Raw genomic sequence first — 18,692 nt, 5'->3', positions numbered from 1 at the left:
AACGCCGTCCGGCGACCGAGCCACTGGTCGATCCGGCCCTCGGCCGCCGGACGGCAACAGCTTCCGCGCGGTCGGCTCAGCGCCGGCCCCGGCGCCTGCCGCCCGCTCCCTCGTCGCCCTCACCTGCGTCGTCGTGCCCGCCGAGCAACTCGTCCGCCAGCGACGGCAGGTCATCGAGCGGGGTCTCCTCCGCCCAGTCGGGCCTCGGCCGCTGTCGCGGTCGGCCCTCCTCGTCGACCTGGGGCAGTTCGCGCGTACGGTCGTTCGACCCAGCACCGGCACCCGCTGACGGAGCCGACGCCTGGCGCTCATCACGGAAGTACCCCGGCGGAACCCGATCCGCCGGCCCACCGCCGGCACCGCTACCCACGGAGTCATCACGCACCGGCGGCAGCACCGCCGTCTCGTCGGCGGCCCCGCCCTGGTGCTGCGCGGGACGCGGCGGCACCGGCAGCTGAGTCGTCTCGTCGTTGTCCCCACCGTGCCAAGCCCCACGCCCAGCCCTGGCGGCAGCGGCAGGACCGGCGTCAGAACCAGCCCCACCAGTCCCGGGACCCGTACCGGCATCCCCGACCGGCGGCAGCACGGCCGTCTCATCGGCCGCCCCACCCGTGGGCTTCATCACAGGCGTGGGAATGGTGGTCTCGTTGTCGGCCACCGGATGCCCGGCAGCACTCGCGGACCCAGCCCCCGCCCCAGCGGCAGAGGCAGACGAGGCGGAGGCGGACTCGGCCGCCGCGGAAGCCGCCGCCGCAGATGCCGCCGCGAGCCGCCGTGCCTCCTCCGCCCGCAGCAGCGCCTCCTCCGCCTTGCGCTGCTTCTCCAGGCGCCGTTCCTCGGCCTCCGCGCGCAGGCGCGCCTCTTCCTCCGCCTGACGGCGGCGGCGCTCCTCCTCGGCGGCCCGGGTCTGTTCCTCGGCGAGGAGCCTGGCGCGCTCCTCCTCGGCACGGCGCCGCGACTCCTCGGCGCGCTGCCGGGCCTCTTCGGCCTGGCGCTCGGCCTCGCGCCGCTGCGCCTCCTCCAGCTCGCGCTGCTTGCGCTCCTCCTCCTCGGCGCGCAGCTTGGCGAGCTGTTCCAGCCGCTCGCGCTCGACGCGCTCCTCCTCGGCCTTGCGGGCGGCCTCGGCCTCGGCCTTCCTGCGGGCCTCCTCCACGGCGGCCTTACGGGCCTCTTCCTGGGCCTTCACCTCGGCCTCGGAGAGCGGCAGCACCATGTCGAGCCGGTGCCGGACCACGGTCGTGACGGCTTCCGGCTCCTGGGCCGCGTCGACGACGAGGTAGCGGCCGGGGTCGGCGGCGGCGAGCGTGAGGAAACCTGAGCGCACGCGCGCGTGGAACTCGGCCGGCTCCGATTCGAGCCGGTCGGGCGCCTCTGTGAACCGCTCGCGGGCCGCCTGCGGGTCGACGTCGAGCAGGACGGTCAGATGCGGTACGAGTCCGCCGGTCGCCCAGCGGTTGATGCGGGCGACCTCGGTCGGCGACAGGTCGCGGCCGGCGCCCTGGTAGGCGACGGACGAGTCGATGTAGCGGTCGGAGATGACGACGGCGCCGCGTTCGAGGGCGGGCCGTACGACGGTGTCCACGTGCTCCGCGCGGTCGGCGGCGTACAGGAGGGCCTCGGCGCGGTGCGAGAGGCCTGCCGACGACACGTCGAGGAGGATCGAGCGCAGCCGCTTGCCGACCGGGGTCGCGCCGGGCTCGCGCGTGACGACGACCTCGTGACCCTTGCCGCGGATCCACTCGGCGAGCGCCTCGGCCTGGGTCGACTTCCCGGCGCCGTCGCCGCCCTCCAGGGCGATGAAGAATCCGGTCGTTGCGGGGGCCTGCGCCGGGTCGTTCCCACCGAGCAGCGCGTCGCGCAGGTCGTGCCGCAGGGGCACTCCGCTGCGGTCGTCGGCCTTGGCGAGTACGAGGGCGGCCACGGGCAGCAGCAGGGCACCGACGAGCATCAGCGTGAAGGCGGCGCCGCCGTGCGCGAACACGAACTTGCCGTTGACCAGCCGGTGCGGGCCGATCGCGGCCGCGAGCAGGGGCGCCGCGACGGCGGCGACCGCGATGGACACCCGTACGACCGCCTGGAGGTGCTCGGTCGTGCGGGCTCGCCGGTAGTCCTCGGACTCCTGGTCGAGGAGCGTGTGCCCGGTGTTGGCAGCGATGCCCGCGGTGACGCCGGCGAGGGTGACGATCAGCAGCACGCTCGTGACGTCCGGGACCAGGCCTGCGGCGAGCAGGGCGATGCCGGTCAGGGCGATCGCGAGCGCGAGGAGCCTGCGGCGCGACAGCGACGGCAGCACGGAGGGCGCCGAGCGGATGCCGATGACAGTGCCGCCGGTGAGCCCGAGCACGAGCAGCCCGAAGGTCACCGGGCCACCGGACAGGTCCTTGGCGTGCAGCACGGAGACGGCGACCGCCGCCGAGATCGCGGCGGCGACGGCGGCGCAGGCGAGGACGAGGAGCGGGATGGCGCCCGTGCGTCCCTTGTCGACGCCGCTGCCGGTCTTCGGGCGGCGCATGCCCTCGAGCGGCGACCGCGCGCGCGGGGTCTGCGTGTCGGGCAGTTCGAGGAAGAAGACGACGGACAGCGAGGCGGCGAACAGGCCGGCCGCCACGTAGGAGGCGAGTGCGGCCTGGTGCAGGCCGAACCAGTCGACCCCGGCCCCGATCAGATTCCCCACGAGGGTGACGGCGACGAGCGCGGCGGCCGCGACGGGCAGCGCCACGAATCCGGTGCGCAGGGAGAGGCGCCGCAGCGCGTCCATGTGGTCGGGCAGCGGACGTACGGCCGCGCCTTCGAGGGGCGGCGCGGGCAGCAGCGCGGGCGCCGCGCTCTCGCGCGACACGGTCCAGAAGCGCTCGGCGACGCCGACGACGAAGGCGGTGACGAGCAGGACCGCCAGCGCGTTGTCCGGTGTCCAGTCGATCCACAGGGGCGCGACGATGAGGAGCGCGGCCCGCACGCCGTCCGCGCCGACCATGGTCCAGCGCCGGTCCAGGGGACCGTCCGCGGAGGTGAGCGAGGTGAGCGGGCCGAGGAGTACGGCTCCGAAGAGCAGCGTCGCCAGGACGCGCGCGCCGAACACGGCGGCGACGGCGAAGGCCACGCCCCGGTACCCGCCCCCGAACGAGCCCTCGGAGACTGCTGTCTGAAGGGCCAGCACCACGAGCACGAGAAGCCCGAGTGCGTCACCGATGCCGCCCACGAGCTGGGCGCTCCACAGTCGTTTCAGCTGCGGCACGCGCAGCAGGGCGCGGACGGCGCGCTCCCGGGAATCTGCGACCAGGGCGTCGTCGGGGGCCGGATTCTGGGCCGTTGGCTGCTCGGCTCGCGTCATTCGTCCAGCCTATCCGGACCCACTGACTCCCCGAGGGTCCACCCGAACATACGGCCGCCGGGGCACTCGCCCCGGCGGCCGTACGACATTCGCGCGCGTGCACACTGCCGTGTGCCCACTCCTCCGTAGAAGGACCTCAGTAGAGGACCACCGGAGGATGACTACTCCTCCGTAGAGGTCGACTTCGAAGCCGTCGCCTTCTTGGCCGTCGTCTTCTTCGCTGCGGTCGTCTTCTTGGCAGCCGTCGTCTTCGAAGCGGCGGTCTTCTTGGCAGCCGTCTTCTTGGCGGGCGCCTTCTTCGCCGGAGCCTTCTTCGCGGCCTTCTTGGCCGTCTTCTTGGCGGGGCCCTTCGCCCGCTTCTCGGCGAGCAGTTCGTAGCCGCGCTCGGGCGTGATCTCCTCGACCGAGTCGGACGACCTGAGCGTTGCGTTCGTCTCGCCGTCCGTGACGTACGCGCCGAAGCGGCCGTCCTTGACGACGACGGGTTTCCCGCTGACCGGGTCCTCGCCGAGCTCCTTCAGCGGCGGCTTGGCGGCCGCGCGCCCGCGCTGCTTGGGCTGCGCGTAGATCGCGAGGGCCTCTTCCAGCGTGATGGCGAAGAGCTGCTCCTCGGTCTCCAGGGAGCGCGAGTCGGTGCCCTTCTTCAGGTACGGCCCGTACCGCCCGTTCTGCGCGGTGATCTCGACGCCCTCGGCGTCGGCGCCGACCACGCGCGGCAGGGACATCAGCTTGAGGGCGTCGTCCAGGGTGACCGTGTCGACGGACATCGACTTGAAGAGCGACGCCGTACGCGGCTTGACCGCGTTCTTGCCGGTCTTCGGGGTGCCCTCGGGGAGCACCTCGGTGACGTACGGACCGTAGCGTCCGTCCTTCGCGATGATCTGGTTCCCGGAGACGGGGTCGGCGCCGAGCTCGAAGTCTCCGCTCGGCTTGGCGAGCAGCTCCTCCGCGTACTCGACGGTGAGCTCGTCCGGAGCGAGATCCTCAGGCACGTCCGCGCGCTGGTGGTTCTCGGAGTCGCGTTCGCCGCGCTCGACGTAGGGGCCGTAGCGGCCGACGCGCAGGATGATGCCTTCGCCGACGGGGAAGGACGACACCTCGCGGGCGTCGATCGCGCCCAGGTCGGTGACGAGCTCCTTGAGGCCGCCGAGGTGGTCGCCGTCGCCGTTGCCCGCTTCGGCGGCGCCTCCGGAGCCCTCGCCCTCGCCGAAGTAGAAGCGTCGCAGCCACGGCACGGCCTGGGCCTCACCGCGGGCGATGCGGTCGAGGTCGTCCTCCATCCGGGCGGTGAAGTCGTAGTCGACGAGCCGCCCGAAGTGCTTCTCCAGGAGGTTGACCACGGCGAAGGACAGGAAGGAGGGCACGAGAGCCGTCCCCTTCTTGAACACATAGCCGCGGTCGAGAATGGTCCCGATGATCGACGCGTACGTCGACGGGCGGCCGATCTCGCGCTCTTCGAGCTCCTTGACCAGGCTGGCCTCGGTGTAGCGAGCCGGCGGCTTGGTCGCGTGACCGTCGACCGTCATCTCCTCGGCGGACAGCGCGTCGCCCTCGGAGACCTGCGGCAGCCGGCGCTCACGGTCGTCGAGCTCGGCGTTCGGGTCGTCCGCGCCCTCGACATAGGCCTTGAGGAAGCCGTGGAAGGTGATCGTCTTGCCGGAGGCGGAGAACTCGGCGTTACGGCCGTCGGCGGAGGTGCCGCCGATCTTGACCGTGACGGAGTTACCGACCGCGTCCTTCATCTGGGAGGCGACGGTCCGCTTCCAGATCAGCTCGTAGAGCCGGAACTGGTCGCCGGTCAGGCCGGTCTCGGCGGGCGTGCGGAAACGATCACCCGACGGACGGATCGCCTCGTGCGCCTCCTGCGCGTTCTTGACCTTGCCGGCGTACGTGCGCGGCTTGTCCGGCAGGTAGTCGGCCCCGTACAGCTGCGTGACCTGCGCACGGGCGGCCGAGACCGCCGTGTCGGACAGGGTCGTGGAGTCCGTACGCATATAGGTGATGAAGCCGTTCTCGTACAGCTTCTGGGCCACCTGCATCGTGGCCTTCGCGCCGAAGCCGAGCTTGCGGCTCGCCTCCTGCTGGAGCGTCGTCGTGCGGAACGGGGCGTACGGCGAGCGACGGTACGGCTTCGACTCGACGGACCGTACGGCGAAGTTCGTGTTCTCCAGGGCGGCGGCGAGCGCGCGGGCGTTCGTCTCGTCCAGGGCCAGCACGTTCGCCGACTTCAGCCGGCCGACCGAGTCGAAGTCGCGGCCCTGCGCGATGCGCTTGCCGTCGACCGCGCTCAGGCGGGCCACGAGGTTCGACGGGTCGCTGGCGTCACCGGAGCGGCCGGTCGCGAAGGTGCCGGTCAGGTCCCAGTACTCGGCGGAGCGGAAGGCGATGCGCTCGCGCTCCCGCTCGACGACGAGGCGGGTGGCCACCGACTGGACACGGCCCGCCGACAGCTTCGGCATGACCTTCTTCCACAGGACCGGCGAGACCTCGTAGCCGTAGAGGCGGTCGAGGATGCGGCGGGTCTCCTGGGCGTCGACCATGCGCTGGTTGAGCTCGCGCGGGTTGGCGACGGCGCTGCGGATCGCGTCCTTGGTGATCTCGTGGAAGACCATGCGGTGGACGGGGACCTTGGGCTTCAGGACCTCGAGGAGGTGCCACGCGATGGCTTCGCCCTCGCGGTCCTCATCGGTGGCGAGGAAGAGTTCGTCGGAGTCCTTCAGCAGGTCCTTGAGCTTCTTGACCTGGGCCTTCTTGTCAGCGTTGACCACATAGATCGGCTGGAAGTCGTGTTCGACGTCCACACCGAGCCGGCGCACCTCGCCGGTGTACTTCTCGGGCACCTCGGCGGCGCCGCTCGGGAGGTCGCGGATGTGCCCGACGCTCGCTTCGACGACGTATCCAGGGCCGAGGTAGCCCTTGATCGTCTTCGCCTTGGCAGGCGACTCGACGATGACGAGTCGGCGGCCGCCGTGTGCGGTCTCGCTGGTCGGGGACAACTTCGCTCTTCTCTCCGGTCGGCACTGGGGATCCCCCGCGCCCTCGGGACATGGGGGTCGGCACTGCGGTACGTGCGGTGTCGCTGCGGAGTGTGACGGTACCTCCCGCCCCCGTGTCAAACGGGAAAAGCCCGCAACGGCCACTCGAACGGTAACCCGACTACCGACGATCCTGCCGCCCGGAGTGCCCACAGGGTGTCCGGGACGTCCACCGGGCCCTCACCCGGGACCCCCCCTACGGGCCGCCGCTCAGAACCGGCCGAAGCACCACACCCCGAGTACCAGGGAGGCCACTGCGGCCAGGGTGGCGAGCGTCGCCGATGCGACGGGGTTCACACCGTCGGCGACGGGTGCGCGGTGCATGACACGCACCCCGGTCCACAGCAGCAGTCCTGCCCCGAACAGCGTGAACACGGTCCCGGCGAAGATCGCTGGTCCGCTCTCCATGGCTTTTCCTCCCGGTGCTGGGTCCCCAGGCCGGTGAGGCTGACACGCGTGGGAGACGTCAGGACGAACCCCGGGTGAACGACCGCCACGCATGCCTTTGGCAACGATGTCGCGGGGCACCACCGGAGATCTTTTGAGGCCTCTCGGAAGATCTTCAGAGTCCTGACCAGAGATCTTCCGAGAGACCTCCCGAGATCTTCGGGAAGAAAAGCGGAATCGCCTCAGCCCCGCGGTCAGACCTGAGCCGGCTCCAGGAACCCCTGCTCGACGAGCATCCTGATCTGCGCGGGCGTGCGGTCCCGCAGCAAGACCGGGTCCTCCCCGACCAGTTGCGCGATGGCGTCGAGGATCCGGCCGGCGCTGAGCGTGCCGTCGCAGACGCCCGCGAACCCGGCGCCGATCGTGTCCACCTTCGTGGCCCGGCGCATCCCGCGGTGCTGGCGCAGCACCACATGCTCCGGGTCCTCGGCCCCCGGCAGCCCGACCTGCTCCTGCACGACCTCGCCCGCGAGCTTGAAGTGGGCGCCGAGCAGGGCGGCGTCGTCGTGCGTGCGCAGATAGTCGAGGCGCTCGAAGTGCGCCCGCACCGTGTCCCCGAGGGGTTGTTCGACGGAGTGCGGCCACTCCTCCACCGTGACGGACGGCTCGACGTCCTCCGGCGCCTTGCGCAGCGTGATCCAGCCGAATCCGACGCCACGCACCTTGCGTGCCTCGAACTCGTCGAGCCACGCGTCGTAGAGCGCCGCGTACTCCGCCGGATCCGTGCGGTGATCCCCGGCGTCCCGCAGCCACAACTCGGCGTACTGCGTGATGTCCTGCACCTCGCGCTGCACGACCCATGCGTCGCACCCACGCGGCACCCAGGACCGGAGCCGGTCGGTCCACTCCTCCCCGTCGATGTGCTGCCAGTTGGCGAGAAACTGCGCGTACCCGCCCTCGTTCAGTCGTGCCCCCGCCTCCTGAACGAGCGTGCGGCACAGATCGTCCCCGGCCATCCCGCCGTCCCGATACGTCAGCCGCGCACCCGGCGAGATGACGAAGGGCGGATTCGACACGATCAGGTCGTACGTCTCGTCGCCCACGGGCTCGAACAACGAGCCTTCATGCAGGTCCACGGGGCCCGCGCCGGAGAGGGCGAGGGTCAGCGCCGTCATGTGGAGGGCGCGCGGGTTGAGGTCGGTGGCGACGACACGCGTGGCGTGCCGGGTGGCGTGCAGGGCCTGGATCCCGGAGCCCGTACCGAGGTCGAGGGCGCTCTCCACGGGCGTACGCACGGTGATTCCGGACAGCGTCGTGGACGCGCCGCCGACGCCCAGGACGACGCCCTCGGCGCGGCTGCCGATGCCTCCGGCGCCGCCGACGGCGCACCCGAGGTCGGACACGATGAACCAGTCCTCGCCGTCGGGCCCCCCGTACGGCCGTACGTCGACGGCCGCGGCGACCTCGTCATCGCCGGCGCGCGTCAGCCACCCGCTCTCCAGGCACTCCTCGACGGGCAGAACGGCCGCCACGCGCGCGTACTCCGCGGGCTGCTGCAACAGGAACAGCCGTACGAGCGTCTCCAGCGGGCTGTCCCCGCGGGTCGCCCGCAGGGCGGGGACGGTCTCGCTCCGCGCGAGCGCCGCGTAGGCCGGCGCCCCGAGCAGCTCGAGCAGGCCGTCGGCGGTGAACTCGGCCCCCAGCAGGGACTCACGCAGCCGGGCGGCGACATCGTCACGGTCAGTGGACGGCAACTTGGACAGACTGGAGCTACTCACGCCCCCATTGTCACCCCGGACCCCGGATGGCCACCCACATACGACGTGTCCCCGGCACCGCGTGAAGACGGCACCGGGGACACGAGGGAAAACGTCAGCGCACGGAGGCAGCCCGCGTGGAACAGGCTCGCGTGGAACAGGCTTCCGGAGCGGGTTCACCCGGAGCCGGCTCCCGATGCCGGCCCACCCGGGCCGACATCCGGAATCAGCTCACCTGCGTCAGCTCTTGGAGGGAGCCGGGGAAGCGGATGCGCTCTTGCAGCTGTCCTGCTTCGCCATCGCCTTGCCGACGTCACCCTCCTCCAGCTTCTTGAGCGCGTCGCTCCCGCTCTGGCTCAGCTTGTCGAGCTCGCCCGCGATGCCCTTGAGGCCGTCGGCGAACTTCGCCTGGTCCTTGGTGTCGAGCTTGTCGACCTGCTTTTTCAGATCCGCGTACGAGGCCGAGATCCCGTTGAGCTCCTTGACCGCGTCCTTCTGCTTCTTGTCGCCGCCGTCGACCGGCGGGGCGCCCGCGTTGTCCACGGCCGAACCGATCGCCTTGTAGGCGTCGGACATGTCCTGGAAGGCCTGCGAGTCGGTGCTCTGGACGTCCGCGGGCTTGCTGTTGTCCGACGTCTCCTTCTGGATCGCGGCGTTGGCGTTCTCGATCTTCTTGGCCTGCGGCTGGACCGCATCACAGACCGTCTTGGCCCAGGAGTCCAGCTTCTCGTTGCCGTCGTCGCTGCTGCATCCCGACAGCGCAAGCACCAGTACCGCACCGCTGGACAGTGCGGCTGCAAGCTTCTTGTTCACCGGATTGGTCCCTTCCATGGCTCTCGGCCCCGGAACATACACGCCAAGTGGGCGACAATCGCATGTCGGACGTCCGCTATGGATGCTTTACCGGCTTTTTGCAGCCATTTGCACCAAGAGAGATAAGCCTCACTGAAGGGCCGTCACCTGACACGGGCGGGCGGACAGCGCGTCAATACGCGCTGTCCGCCCGCCCGTTGAGCTTGCGGCCGTACCTGACCAGGTGAAACCCAGGGTCAGGAAACCACCGCCGGGTCCGCCGGCTGCTTCGGTACGTGGTCGGAGTTGTCGTCGTCGCCGACCGTGATGCCGCGCCTCTTGGAGACGTAAACGGAACCGACGATCACGCCGATTGCCAGCACGGCGACGACGATCCGTACGCCCAGGCTCGCGTCCGCCCCGTAGCTGAACTTGACGACCGCGGGCGCGATGAGGAGCGCCACCAGGTTCATCACCTTCAGCAGCGGGTTGATCGCGGGCCCGGCCGTGTCCTTGAACGGGTCGCCGACCGTGTCGCCGATGACGGTCGCGGCGTGGGCCTCACTGCCCTTGCCGCCGTGGTGCCCGTCCTCGACGAGTTTCTTCGCGTTGTCCCACGCGCCACCGGAGTTGGCGAGGAAGACCGCCATCAGCGTCCCGGTGCCGATCGCGCCGGCGAGGAACGAACCGAGGGCACCGACACCGAGCGTGAAGCCGATCGCGATGGGCGCGAGAACGGCGAGCAGACCCGGCGTGGCCAACTCCCGCAGCGCGTCCTTCGTGCAGATGTCGACGACGCGCCCGTACTCCGGCGTCTCCGTGTAGTCCATGATCCCGGGGTGTTCGCGGAACTGCCGTCGCACCTCGTAGACCACGGCACCTGCGGACCGCGACACCGCGTTGATCGCGAGCCCGGAGAAGAGGAACACGACCGCCGCGCCGGCGATCAGGCCCACCAGGTTGTTGGGCTGCGAGATGTCCATCACGAGGTTCATCGGGCCGCCGTCGCCGACCTTCTCGCCGACGTCCTGGGCGGCGGAGACGATCGCGTCACGGTAGGACCCGAAGAGCGCCGAGGCCGCCAGTACAGCCGTGGCGATGGCGATTCCCTTGGTGATGGCCTTGGTCGTGTTGCCCACGGCGTCCAGGTCGGTGAGGACCTGCGCACCCGATCCCGTCACGTCGCCGGACATCTCGGCGATGCCCTGCGCGTTGTCGGAAACGGGACCGAAGGTGTCCATGGCGACGATGACGCCGACCGTGGTCAGCAGACCCGTGCCCGCGAGGGCGACGGCGAACAGCGCCAGCATGATCGACGTGCCGCCGAGCAGGAACGCCCCGTACACACCGAGACCGATCAACAGGGCGGTGTAGACGGCCGATTCGAGGCCGATGGAGATTCCGGCGAGCACGACGGTCGCAGGTCCGGTGAGCGACGACTTGCCGATGTCGCGGACCGGACGCCGGCTGGTCTCGGTGAAGTAGCCCGTGAGCTGCTGGATCAGCGCAGCGAGCACGATGCCGATGGCCACGGCGACGAGGGCCAGGATCCGCGGATCGCCGTCCTTCACCTTGATCGCCGCGTCGGTGATGCCGTTGAGCTCGGCATACGTCCCCGGCAGGTAGGTGTAGACGGCCAGGGCCACAAGGGCGAGCGAGATGACCGCGGAGATGAAGAACCCGCGGTTGATGGCACTCATGCCGCTGCGGTCGGACCGGCGCGGCGCAACGGCGAAGATGCCGATCATCGCCGTCACTACGCCGATCGCGGGAACGATCAGCGGGAAGGCGAGCCCGGAGTCGCCGAAGGCCGCCTTGCCGAGGATCAGCGCGGCGACCAGCGTGACGGCGTACGACTCGAAGAGGTCGGCGGCCATACCGGCACAGTCGCCGACGTTGTCGCCCACGTTGTCGGCGATGGTCGCGGCATTACGCGGATCATCCTCCGGAATGCCCTTTTCGACCTTGCCGACCAGGTCGGCGCCGACGTCGGCGGCCTTGGTGAAGATGCCGCCTCCGACACGCATGAACATCGCGATGAGCGCCGCACCGAGGCCAAATCCTTCGAGGACCTTGGGCGCGTCGGCCGCGTAGACCAGCACGACACAGGAGGCGCCGAGCAGGCCCAGCCCCACCGTGAACATGCCGACTACGCCACCCGTGCGAAAAGCGATCTTCATGGCCTTGTGCGAGACAGCGGTGAGATCCTTTTCCGGCTCGCCTTCCGCCGGGGTGGCCTCCCTGGCCGCGGCGGCGACGCGCACATTGCTGCGCACCGCCAGCCACATTCCGATGTATCCGGTGGTCGCCGAGAACACCGCGCCGATCAAGAAGAAGATCGAACGCCCGGCTCGCTGATTCCAATCGTCCGCGGGCAGCAGCATGAGCAGGAAGAACACCACGACGGCGAATACCGCGAGGGTCCGCAGCTGCCGCCCGAGATAGGCATTCGCGCCTTCCTGGACCGCTGCCGCGATCTTCTTCATGCTGTCGGTGCCCTCGCCTGCCGCCAGCACCTGGCGTACGAGCACTGCGGCCACCACGAGGGCGGCCAGCGCGACGATGCCGATCACCATGACGATGAGCCGGTTGCCGTCGGTCAGGACCGCGGCTGCGAAGGTTGAGGGGTGGTCAAACGCTTGAGGGGTAGAAAGCCCCGCCATTCGTCCTCCTTGACGCTTGGGCTGAGCTCAAGATGTGGACGGATTGTAGGGAGCGGCGCCTGATCAAAACAGTGCGCGAGAAACGGAATTTGCCATCCGTTACTACCCGGCAAATGATCGTCCAACACGATGGGCGCACAAGAAGCAGTAATGCCCTGAAAGCATTGAGGCTTGATCCAATTATGATCGACGATCTAGGGAATGCAAATAGGCCCTGCTCACCGGGGTGAGGGCAGGGCCTGGAATCAGAAACGATCACATGGGGGCAGCGTCGAGCGGAGCCACGGACGGGCGAATCAGGGGGCGTTGCGTGGACGCCGGGGGGACCGCGTCAAGACGGAAGAGTCGCCGGCGTGGTCGGCCAAGTCATCCGAATGAGTCCACCGGACTCGTCCGCGGTGACCTCCACATCGTCGACGAGGCCACTGATGACGGCGAGGCCCATGTCGTCCTCGCCCTCCGCCGCCAGATCGTCCGACCCGCCGGGCGCGCCGGACGACTGCTCGCCGGGAACGCTCCGCGGAGCCTCGTCCCCGACCTCGATGGAGAACTGCTTCTCCTCCTCGGTGAGAAGGACCCGAACGGGTGCAGTGATACCGCTGCTCCGGTGAAGACCGACGGCGCGGCTGCAGGCCTCGCCGACAGCGAGCCTGACCTCGTCGAGCACGGCCTCGTCCACTCCGGCCCTGCGCGCCACCGCGGCCGCCACCAGACGGGCGGTTCTGACGTGCTCGGGCTGCGCGCTGAATCGGAGTTCGACGGTGGCCATGCATCCCCCTCGGATGTACGGGCGTGCTCTGAAGGGACCGGGCCATCGGCCCGGCCCCCCACTTCCGCTCAGCCACCGGCCTGTGGGCCGGTGACCGATCAGTCGGTAGCCGCTACGGCTTCCTCGACCGAGGTGTGGATGGGGAACACCTTGGTCAGGCCGGTGATACGGAAGATCTTGAGAATGCGCTCCTGGTTGCAGACCAGTCGCAGCGAGCCCTCATGGGCCCGCACTCGCTTCAGACCGCCCACCAGTACGCCGAGCCCGGTGGAGTCGAGGAAATCGACTCCCTCCATGTCGACGACAAGGTGGAAGCTGCCGTCGTTCACCAGCTCGACCAGCTGCTCTCGCAGCTTGGGCGCGGTATATACATCGATTTCGCCACCGACCTCGACGACCGTACGATCGCCGACGGTACGGGTCGACAGGGACAGGTCCACGGATCCTCCAGCACCTTGCTATCGAGCGGTCGTCCCTCGGGACACCTCGGCAGAGCCCCCGGGACGGATCGCCAGCCGCGATGGCATTCAATCACTTACCGGCAGGCGTGCACGACGCCTTAGGAGCATTGTCCGTCACGCCAGTGACACACTCGGTGCCGATGGCCAAGAATCACCGCCCCGGACAACCCGCGGCGGACACCGCTTCCCGCCCCTCTCCAGGGGCGATTCTCGACCGGCTCGCCTCGGGTCCGAGCCGGGCTTCGCGCATCACTCATACGGAGCACTTGCCCCCTCGACCGGGTCGTCATGCCGTATGGCCCGACCGCATCCGATCCGAGGTCCTCGCCGCCGTCCAATCGGCCGGAATCGAGCATCCCTGGGCCCATCAGGCACTCGCCGCCGAGCACGCGATGGACGGCGAGTCGGTCGTCGTCTCCACCGGAACTGCCTCCGGAAAGTCCTTGGCGTACCTCGTCCCGGTGCTCTCCCGGCTCCTCGACGGCTCCGAGGCCCCGAACGGGCGCGGCGCGACCGCGCTCTACCTCGCGCCGACGAAAGCACTCGCCGCGGACCAGTGCAGATCGGTGAAGGAACTTTCACAACCGCTCGGCACGGCGATCCGCCCCGCGGTCTACGACGGCGACACCCCCGTCGAGGAACGCGAGTGGGTGAGGCAGTACGCCAACTACGTCCTGACCAACCCCGACATGCTGCACCGCGGGATATTGCCCTCGCACCCCCGCTGGTCCTCCTTCCTCAAGTCGCTCAAGTACGTCGTCATCGACGAGTGCCACACCTACCGCGGCATCTTCGGGTCCCACGTCGCCCAGGTCCTGCGCCGTCTGCGCCGCCTGTGCGCCCGCTACGGCTCGGAACCCGTGTTCCTGCTGGCGTCCGCCACCGCTGCCGACCCGGCCGTCGCTGCCGAGCGCCTGACGGGTCTCCCGGTCGTCGAGATCGCCGACGACGCCTCGCCCCGCGGGGAGCTCGTCTTCGCCCTCTGGGAACCCCCTCTCACCGAGCTCCACGGCGAGAAGGGCGCCCCCGTCCGCCGCACCGCCACCGCCGAGACGGCGGACCTGCTGACGGACCTGACCCTGCAGGGCGTCCATTCCGTCGCCTTCGTACGTTCCCGACGCGGCGCCGAGCTGATCTCGGTGATCGCCCAGGAACGCCTCGCCGAGATCGACCGCTCCCTCGCCCGCCGCGTCGCCGCCTACCGCGGCGGCTACCTGCCCGAAGAACGCCGCGCCCTCGAACGCGCCCTGCACTCCGGCGAACTCCTCGGCCTGGCCGCCACCACCGCCCTCGAACTCGGCATCGACGTCTCGGGGTTGGACGCCGTCGTCATCGCCGGCTATCCGGGCACCAGGGCGTCGCTGTGGCAGCAGGCGGGCCGCGCGGGACGGTCGGGGCAGGGCGCGCTCGCCGTCCTCGTCGCCCGCGACGACCCCCTGGACACGTATCTCGTCCACCACCCCGAAGCCCTCTTCGACCAGCCGGTGGAGTCCACGGTCCTGGACCCTGACAACCCGTACGTCCTAGCCCCCCATCTGTGCGCGGCCGCCGCCGAACTCCCGCTCACCGACGACGACTTGCCCCTGTTCGGCCCGACCACCGCCGAGCTGCTCCCCCAGCTGGAGGACGCGAAGCTGCTGCGCCGCCGCACCAAGGCCTGGCACTGGACCCGCCGAGAACGCGCCGCCGATCTGACGGACATCCGCGGCGACGGCGGCAGCCCCGTACAGATCGTCGAGGCCGGTACGGGACGCCTCCTGGGCACCGTGGACGCCGGCTCGGCGCACACGACCGTCCACGACGGCGCGGTCCACCTCCACCAGGGCCGCACCTATCTCGTGAAGCACCTGGACCTGGAGGACTCGGTCGCCCTCGTGGAGGAGGCCAACCCGACCTACTCGACGACCGCCCGCGACACCACCGCCATCTCCGTACTGGAGAGGGACATCGAAGTCCCCTGGGGCGACGGCCGGTTGTGCTACGGCTCCGTCGAAGTCACCAACCAGGTCGTCTCCTTCCTGCGCCGCCGCCTCATCACCGGCGAAGTCCTGGGCGAGACCAAGCTCGACCTCCCTCCCCGCACCCTCCGCACCCGCGCCGTGTGGTGGACGGTGACGGAGGACCAACTCGACGCGGCCCGCGTGAACCCGGAGATCCTCGGCGGCGCGCTGCACGCCGCCGAACACGCCTCCATCGGCATGCTGCCGCTGTTCGCCACCTGCGACCGCTGGGACATCGGCGGTGTCTCCATCCCCCTCCACCCGGACACCCTGCTGCCCACGGTCTTCGTGTACGACGGCCATCCCGGCGGGGCGGGGTTCGCGGAGCGCGCGTTCCACACGGCCCGCGAGTGGCTCACGGCCACCCTCGAAGCGATCTCCTCCTGCGAGTGCGAGGCGGGCTGCCCGTCCTGCATCCAGTCGCCCAAGTGCGGCAACGGCAACGACCCGCTCCACAAGCGCGGCGCGGTACGGCTGCTGAAGATCCTGCTCAGGGACGCGCCATCGGCGGGGGCCCCGACACCGGCATCGGCATCGGCATCTCTGGAGGCTGCGTCCGAGGGGCGGCCGACATCGCAGGATCAGGAACCAGGTCGGGACGCTGGCTGACTGATCCTGCGAGGGCCCTTGTCACCCGGGATCCGCGGGGCCGGCTGGGTCCGTCGGACCAGCCGGGTCGGTCGGGACCTCAGGCGCCACGGGTCCTGCGGGGCCCGCCCTGGCCCTGACCTCCGCGGTCAGCGGCGCCGCGTCGGCCGCCGCGGTGACGTCGGACACTTCCCCGTACACCGCGCACCGCACAAGCCGTGTGTCCTGTGCGGCCGCCACCCGGGCCGCGTGGGCGCAGGCCACCTTCCGGCCCTCCATCCAGTGATCGGCGGCCGCGAGAGCCGCCAAGTCGGCGGCCCCACCCGCCCGGTGGCGCACTACGACGGCCTGCCCCATGGTCAGTACGCACCCGAAGACCAGCCCGAGCGCGGCCATCGCCATCACGGCCCACACGGTCGCGGAACCCCTGTCCCCAGACGCCTTCCGTCGCTTCATGAATCACCCACCGCCTCCGCTGTCCCGGCTACGTCGGCCGGCTCGGCCGTCCCCACCGTCTCCTCCGCCAACGCAACCGCGTCGGCCCGTAGGCGGACGTTCAGCACGCCAGGCCCCGGTGCCGCGGCCTCGACCGCGACCCGGACCAGGTCGCCCTCCCGGCTCACGGCGACCTTCGCGCCACGCGGCGCGACCCTCTTCGCCGACTCCACGGCCGCCCCCTGCGGGTCCTGCCGGGCAATCGCCCTGGCGCCCGCCCTCGCCGCGTCCACACACTGGATCTGTGCGGACGCGGCCATCAGCGCCCAGACCAGCGCCAGTGTGAAGGTCACGAGCACCGGCAGCACAACGGCCGCCTCCGCCGTCACGAAGCCCTGGTCACCGGCGCGTCGCGTACCGGCCTGCCGCTCACCAGCCCGTGGCCTGCGCCGGCCGGCCCTACCCATGGAGAGCCCTCTCGACGATCCCCTGAAGCGCGGCCTGCACCTGTCCGCTGGTCAGCACCTTCAGCAGCAGTCCGGCGAATCCGACCGCCGCGATCAGCCCCATCGCGTACTCCGACGTGACCATCCCCGCGTCCCGCCTCGCCGCCCGCATCCGACGCACCCACATTCCGGCACGCGCCCGCATCACTCCGTACATCTCAACCCCCATGAAATCCCTCTGAAGTTCGTCACCGGCTGACGTCCACACGACGTCCGCCGAACTCGGGCCGGGCCACGCACCGGCCCTGGCCTCCCCCGCGGCCTCTCACCGACCTCCCAACAGCCCGCCGGCCACCCCGATCACCACAGGCAGCACTCCGATGGCCACGAACGCGGGCAGGAAGCACAGGCCCACCGGCGCCGTGATCAGCACGGCCGCCCGGCGCGCCACCGCGGTGGTCGCACGCCCTCGCTCGGCCCGGGCCTCCGCAGCCAGCCGCGCGACCGGCTCCGCGGCCGGGGCACCCGAATCACCGGCCCGCTCAAGGAGTCCGGCCAGCGCACCGGCCCCCGGTATCGACGCCAGCTGCCGCCACGCAGCACGCGGTTCACCACCGAGCCGCACCTGGGCCGCACCCCGCGCCAGAGCCTCGCCGACCGGGCCACCCAGCGACTCCCCCACAGCCCTCGCCGCCCTCACGGGATCGGCCCCGGCGGCGATGCACGCGGCCAACAGATCAGCGGCCAAGGGCAGCTGCCGACGTGCCTGGGCCTCCGAAGACGCCGTCACGCCGGCCGCCGCGCGGGCCCTTCGCCTCCACCTCCACACCCCGAACGCCGCGACCAGCCCCAACAGCAGCCCGGCCACCCCGCCCACCAGCACGTATCCGGCACAGACCGCCCCCGCTGGCGGTCCCCACCTGCCAATGGCGCCCCGCACATCCACGCCCCGCCCCGCGGGCTTCTCAGTCACCGCCTCCAGCAGGGCGTTCCACCTCCGCAGCAGCGCCCGTTCCCTGCGCCGTGCCACCACCTCATGCACGACCCACCCCAAGCCCGTCACGACACACAGCACGAGCCCCAGCCTGTGGACAACGTTCATCACTCCTCCGCTCCCTGAGCACTCACCGCTCCTCCGCTCCCCGTACGATCCGCAGCGCCCACCACAGCCCCGCTCCCTCCAACACCCCACCCACCAGCAGGCACCCGAACCCCGCCCCGGTGTGCAGCAGAACCCTCAACGGCCGGGCCCCGAGCACGCTCCCCAGTAACAGGCCCAGGACGGGAAGCCCCGCGAGCATCACCGCCGTCGACCGCGACCCGGCCAACTGAGCTCGCAGGTCAGCCCTTTGGTCCCGCTCGGACCGCAGCGCGTCCGCGAGACGCTCCAGCCCGGCCGCCAGGCCCGCACCCCGGTCCACCGCCACCCGCCAGCACGCCGCGAGCCCCAACAGCCCCTCGGCCCCCGGCGCCCGCGCCGCCTCCCCCAGAGCCCCCGGCACGTCCCCACCGAACCGGGCAGCAGCCACGACTGCCCCATCGCCAGCGCCCGAGCCGCCCGCTCTCGTCTCGCCCTCCTCACGCACCGCCACGATCAGTGCCTCCCCCGGCTGCCGCCCCGCTCGCACCTCCCCCGCCAGCACCCCGCACAGCGAGATCACCGCGTCCGTCCGGCGCTCCCGCACCCGTCGCCCCTCCCGGTCCCGCCGCACCCGCGCCGCCAGAGGCACCCCCGCGGCACCCACCACCAGCGGCACCACGGAAGCCCCGAGGACCGCGAGCACGGCCCCTACGACCAGCACCCACCACTCCCACCGCTCCCGCCACCGCGCCCAACCCACACGCCACGCCTGCGCGCCCCACGGCACACCTCCGCCGGAACCCAGCAACTCCCTCGCCCGCCGCGCCTCACGCCCGTGCCCACCACCGGCAACCCAGGCCGCCGCCCCCACACAGACCAGAGCCGCACAACCAGGCCCCACACCGACCCCCGCCGCCCCAACCCCAACCACAACAACCGCCCCCTCC

Annotated in this window: 14 protein-coding genes; 1 reads left to right on the top strand and 13 read right to left on the bottom strand. The window is 70.8% G+C overall.

The annotated features are described in order from the left end of the window. Positions 1-76: 76 nt before the first annotated feature. The 8 genes from tmk to bldG form a co-directional block, all read right to left on the bottom strand. On the bottom strand, positions 77-3,331 hold the full coding sequence (tmk, locus tag CG723_RS35590; RefSeq protein ID WP_100597667.1) for a dTMP kinase: 3,255 nt from the start codon (positions 3,329-3,331) through the stop codon (positions 77-79). Positions 3,332-3,492: 161 nt separating this feature from the next. Further along, complete coding sequence (topA, locus tag CG723_RS35585) at positions 3,493-6,327, bottom strand: type I DNA topoisomerase (RefSeq protein WP_100597666.1); 2,835 nt, start codon at positions 6,325-6,327, stop codon at positions 3,493-3,495. Between the two features lie 249 nt (positions 6,328-6,576). Then, entirely contained in the window at positions 6,577-6,774 is a 198-nt protein-coding gene (locus CG723_RS35580; RefSeq protein ID WP_100597665.1) for a hypothetical protein, read from the bottom strand. A 233-nt stretch (positions 6,775-7,007) separates the two neighbouring features. Continuing rightward, entirely contained in the window at positions 7,008-8,531 is a 1,524-nt protein-coding gene (locus tag CG723_RS35575) for a DUF7059 domain-containing protein (protein WP_100597664.1), read from the bottom strand. A gap of 219 nt (positions 8,532-8,750) precedes the next feature. Beyond that, on the bottom strand, positions 8,751-9,341 hold the full coding sequence (locus tag CG723_RS35570) for a small secreted protein (protein ID WP_100597663.1): 591 nt from the start codon (positions 9,339-9,341) through the stop codon (positions 8,751-8,753). Positions 9,342-9,559: 218 nt separating this feature from the next. Continuing rightward, positions 9,560-11,965, bottom strand: a complete 2,406-nt coding sequence (locus CG723_RS35565) for a sodium-translocating pyrophosphatase (protein ID WP_100597662.1) — start codon at positions 11,963-11,965, stop codon at positions 9,560-9,562. A gap of 331 nt (positions 11,966-12,296) precedes the next feature. Further along, positions 12,297-12,734 carry an ATP-binding protein gene (locus CG723_RS35560; protein ID WP_100597661.1) on the bottom strand — a complete coding sequence of 146 codons (438 nt, stop codon included), beginning with the start codon at positions 12,732-12,734 and terminating at the stop codon, positions 12,297-12,299. Between the two features lie 98 nt (positions 12,735-12,832). Next, positions 12,833-13,174 (bottom strand): anti-sigma factor antagonist BldG, encoded by a 342-nt coding sequence (gene bldG, locus CG723_RS35555; protein WP_003975386.1) that lies wholly within the window; start codon positions 13,172-13,174, stop codon positions 12,833-12,835. An 80-nt stretch (positions 13,175-13,254) separates the two neighbouring features. On the opposite strand from bldG, the gene CG723_RS35550 reads away from it, so the two are divergent. Beyond that, positions 13,255-15,804 carry a DEAD/DEAH box helicase gene (locus tag CG723_RS35550; protein ID WP_199842021.1) on the top strand — a complete coding sequence of 850 codons (2,550 nt, stop codon included), beginning with the start codon at positions 13,255-13,257 and terminating at the stop codon, positions 15,802-15,804. 21 nt (positions 15,805-15,825) lie between these two features. Here CG723_RS35550 and CG723_RS35545 read toward each other — a convergent pair whose 3' ends face one another. The 5 genes from CG723_RS35545 to CG723_RS35525 all read right to left on the bottom strand — a co-directional run bounded on the left by CG723_RS35545 (position 15,826) and on the right by CG723_RS35525 (position 18,676). Further along, positions 15,826-16,239: an Rv3654c family TadE-like protein gene (locus CG723_RS35545; protein ID WP_100597660.1), complete on the bottom strand. Its 414-nt coding sequence runs from the start codon at positions 16,237-16,239 to the stop codon at positions 15,826-15,828. Then, positions 16,236-16,685, bottom strand: a complete 450-nt coding sequence (locus tag CG723_RS35540; RefSeq protein WP_100597659.1) for a TadE family type IV pilus minor pilin — start codon at positions 16,683-16,685, stop codon at positions 16,236-16,238. The genes CG723_RS35545 and CG723_RS35540 overlap by 4 nt, the downstream gene beginning before the upstream one ends. Next, complete coding sequence (locus CG723_RS35535) at positions 16,678-16,881, bottom strand: DUF4244 domain-containing protein (RefSeq protein ID WP_100597770.1); 204 nt, start codon at positions 16,879-16,881, stop codon at positions 16,678-16,680. Before CG723_RS35535 ends, CG723_RS35540 begins: the two co-directional genes overlap by 8 nt. Before the next feature lie 108 nt (positions 16,882-16,989). Further along, positions 16,990-17,766, bottom strand: coding sequence for a type II secretion system F family protein (locus CG723_RS35530; RefSeq protein ID WP_100597769.1), 777 nt, complete (start codon positions 17,764-17,766; stop codon positions 16,990-16,992). A 22-nt stretch (positions 17,767-17,788) separates the two neighbouring features. Continuing rightward, on the bottom strand, positions 17,789-18,676 hold the full coding sequence (locus CG723_RS35525) for a type II secretion system F family protein (protein ID WP_442802620.1): 888 nt from the start codon (positions 18,674-18,676) through the stop codon (positions 17,789-17,791). Positions 18,677-18,692: the final 16 nt, after the last annotated feature.

Origin of the sequence: Streptomyces sp. CB01635 (assembly GCF_002803065.1) — a bacterium.
Taxonomy (GTDB): Bacteria; Actinomycetota; Actinomycetes; order Streptomycetales; family Streptomycetaceae; genus Streptomyces.
Note: the sequence above shows the minus strand (reverse complement) of the source record. Positions and strands in the feature narration are given on the sequence as shown.

Excerpts from the sequence above, each read along its gene's own strand:
- tmk (WP_100597667.1), bottom strand. The coding sequence starts at position 3,331 with ATGACGCGAGCCGAGCAGCCAACGGCCCAGAATCCGGCCCCCGACGAC.
- CG723_RS35580 (WP_100597665.1), bottom strand. The coding sequence starts at position 6,774 with ATGGAGAGCGGACCAGCGATCTTCGCCGGGACCGTGTTCACGCTGTTC.
- CG723_RS35570 (WP_100597663.1), bottom strand. The coding sequence starts at position 9,341 with ATGGAAGGGACCAATCCGGTGAACAAGAAGCTTGCAGCCGCACTGTCC.
- CG723_RS35565 (WP_100597662.1), bottom strand. The coding sequence starts at position 11,965 with ATGGCGGGGCTTTCTACCCCTCAAGCGTTTGACCACCCCTCAACCTTC.
- CG723_RS35560 (WP_100597661.1), bottom strand. The coding sequence starts at position 12,734 with ATGGCCACCGTCGAACTCCGATTCAGCGCGCAGCCCGAGCACGTCAGA.
- CG723_RS35550 (WP_199842021.1), top strand. The coding sequence starts at position 13,255 with ATGGCATTCAATCACTTACCGGCAGGCGTGCACGACGCCTTAGGAGCA.
- CG723_RS35545 (WP_100597660.1), bottom strand. The coding sequence starts at position 16,239 with ATGAAGCGACGGAAGGCGTCTGGGGACAGGGGTTCCGCGACCGTGTGG.
- CG723_RS35540 (WP_100597659.1), bottom strand. The coding sequence starts at position 16,685 with ATGGGTAGGGCCGGCCGGCGCAGGCCACGGGCTGGTGAGCGGCAGGCC.
- CG723_RS35535 (WP_100597770.1), bottom strand. The coding sequence starts at position 16,881 with ATGTACGGAGTGATGCGGGCGCGTGCCGGAATGTGGGTGCGTCGGATG.
- CG723_RS35530 (WP_100597769.1), bottom strand. The coding sequence starts at position 17,766 with ATGAACGTTGTCCACAGGCTGGGGCTCGTGCTGTGTGTCGTGACGGGC.